Origin of the sequence: Pseudomonas mandelii, from assembly GCF_002251635.1 — a bacterium.
Classification (GTDB): domain Bacteria; phylum Pseudomonadota; class Gammaproteobacteria; order Pseudomonadales; family Pseudomonadaceae; genus Aquipseudomonas; species Aquipseudomonas mandelii_B.
Genome location: NZ_NMOJ01000078.1, coordinates 1 through 1,773, shown reverse-complemented (window position 1 = coordinate 1,773; position 1,773 = coordinate 1). Strand labels below are relative to the sequence as shown.

The following is a 1,773-nucleotide window of genomic DNA, read 5'->3' as shown; positions in this document are numbered from 1 at the left end:
GCTGGCGATCCAGGCACCGCGGTATCCCTGACACACCGCGGCGCAGGATCGCCAGCAAGCCGGCTCCTACAGGGCTAACTCTCGCATTCGCTGGAGCACGGCATTAAGGCCATTACTGCGCGAAGGCGACAGTTGCCGTGAAAGCCCAAGCTGATTGAACCACTCCGGCAAATCCACCTGCCGTAACTCATCCGCCGATAACCCATTGACCCGCGCCAGCAGCAACGCCACCAACCCACGAATCATCCGCGCCTCGCTGCTCGCGGCAAACTGCCAGTGACCGGCCTGCAANGAACCCACCAGCCACACCTGGCTTTCACAGCCATGCACGCGGTTGGCGTCGACTTTATCCACATCACTCAACGCCGGCAGACGGTCGCCCCATTGCATCAGCAACCGCGCCCGCTGTTCCCAGCCAGGCGCATTCTGAAAGGTTTCGAGTGCGATAACGGCATCGGCCGGCAAGCTCATCGCAACAACTCCAGCGCCTGGTCCAGCGCTTCAAAGAAGCGCTCCAGGTCATCCGAATCGTTGTACAGCGCCAGCGACACCCGGATCGCTCCGGCCAACTCAAAGCTTTTGAGCAACGGCATCGCACAGTGATGGCCGGCGCGCACGGCGATACCCTGTTCGGTCAGCAAATGCGCCAGATCAGCGTTATGCACACCCTCGACGACAAAACTGGCCAGCGCCAGTTGCGGTTTGCCCAGCAGGCGTATGCCGTTGCGCGCCTCAAGGCCCTTCAACAGATAGTCATGCAGCGCCGCTTCATGGGCCGAGACCGCGTCCTGATCGAGGCCAGCGAGGTAATCCAGCGTCGCCCCAAGACCGATCACACTCGATATTGGCGGCGTTCCGGCCTCAAACCCCAGTGGCGCGGGGCGAAAGCGTGCGCTGTGGTAATCCGCATCCAGCACCATTTCGCCGCCGAACTGCCAATGGCGCAGTTGTTTCAGCGCTTCATGGCGACCGAACAGCACGCCGACGCCGTCCGGGCCGTAGAGTTTGTGGCTGGAAAATACATAAAAGTCGCAACCCAGGGCCTGCACATCGTGACGACCATGGACGATGCCCTGGGCGCCATCGACCACGGTTAACGCGTCGTGCGCCTTGGCCATCGCCAGCAAGGCGGGCAACGGCTGCCAGGCACCGAGCACGTTCGACAGCTGACTGACCGCCAGCAAGCGGGTTCTTGGGCCGATCAATTGCGCGGCGGCGTCGAGGTCGATCAAACCGTCAGCGTCCAGCGGCAGGATCACCAGTTTCAAGTCGCGACGCAGGGCCAGTTGCTGCCACGGCAGCAGGTTGGCGTGGTGTTCCAGGGCGCTGATGACAATCTCATCGCCCGCATTGAATAAATGCTCCAGGCCATAAGCCAGGAGGTTCAGCGCAGAGGTTGCGCCGTGGGTAAAGATGATTTGCCCGCACTCGCCGGTATTCAGCCATTGCGCGACTTTGCTGCGGCTGGCTTCGAATGCCTGGGTGGCATGGGCGCCGGGCAAGTGTTGCGCCCGATGCACGTTGGCCGCGCCGTTGGCGTAGTAATGCGCCAAAGCATCCAGCAGGGCTTGAGGTTTTTGCGTGGTNGCGGCGTTATCCAGNTAGGTCTGGTCTTGCCGTTGAAGTGCGGCGATGGCCGGGAAGTCGGCGCGCCAGGGAGAGAGAATCATCATGTTTTTCGGCCCTGGTGAAGATGGGCGGATATGCGCCTGACCTTGTGGGAGCGGGCTTGCCCGCGAAGCTTTTGGCGGCTTCAAGGGCCTCTTCGCGAGC

Annotated in this window: 2 protein-coding genes; both read right to left on the bottom strand. The window is 62.0% G+C overall.

The window, feature by feature from the left end:
* Window positions 1-66: 66 nt before the first annotated feature.
* Entirely contained in the window at window positions 67-471 is a 405-nt protein-coding gene (locus tag B7L09_RS11410; RefSeq protein ID WP_094468883.1) for a SufE family protein, read from the bottom strand.
* Window positions 468-1,673, bottom strand: a complete 1,206-nt coding sequence (locus B7L09_RS11405; RefSeq protein ID WP_094468882.1) for an aminotransferase class V-fold PLP-dependent enzyme — start codon at window positions 1,671-1,673, stop codon at window positions 468-470. The genes B7L09_RS11410 and B7L09_RS11405 overlap by 4 nt, the downstream gene beginning before the upstream one ends.
* Window positions 1,674-1,773: the final 100 nt, after the last annotated feature.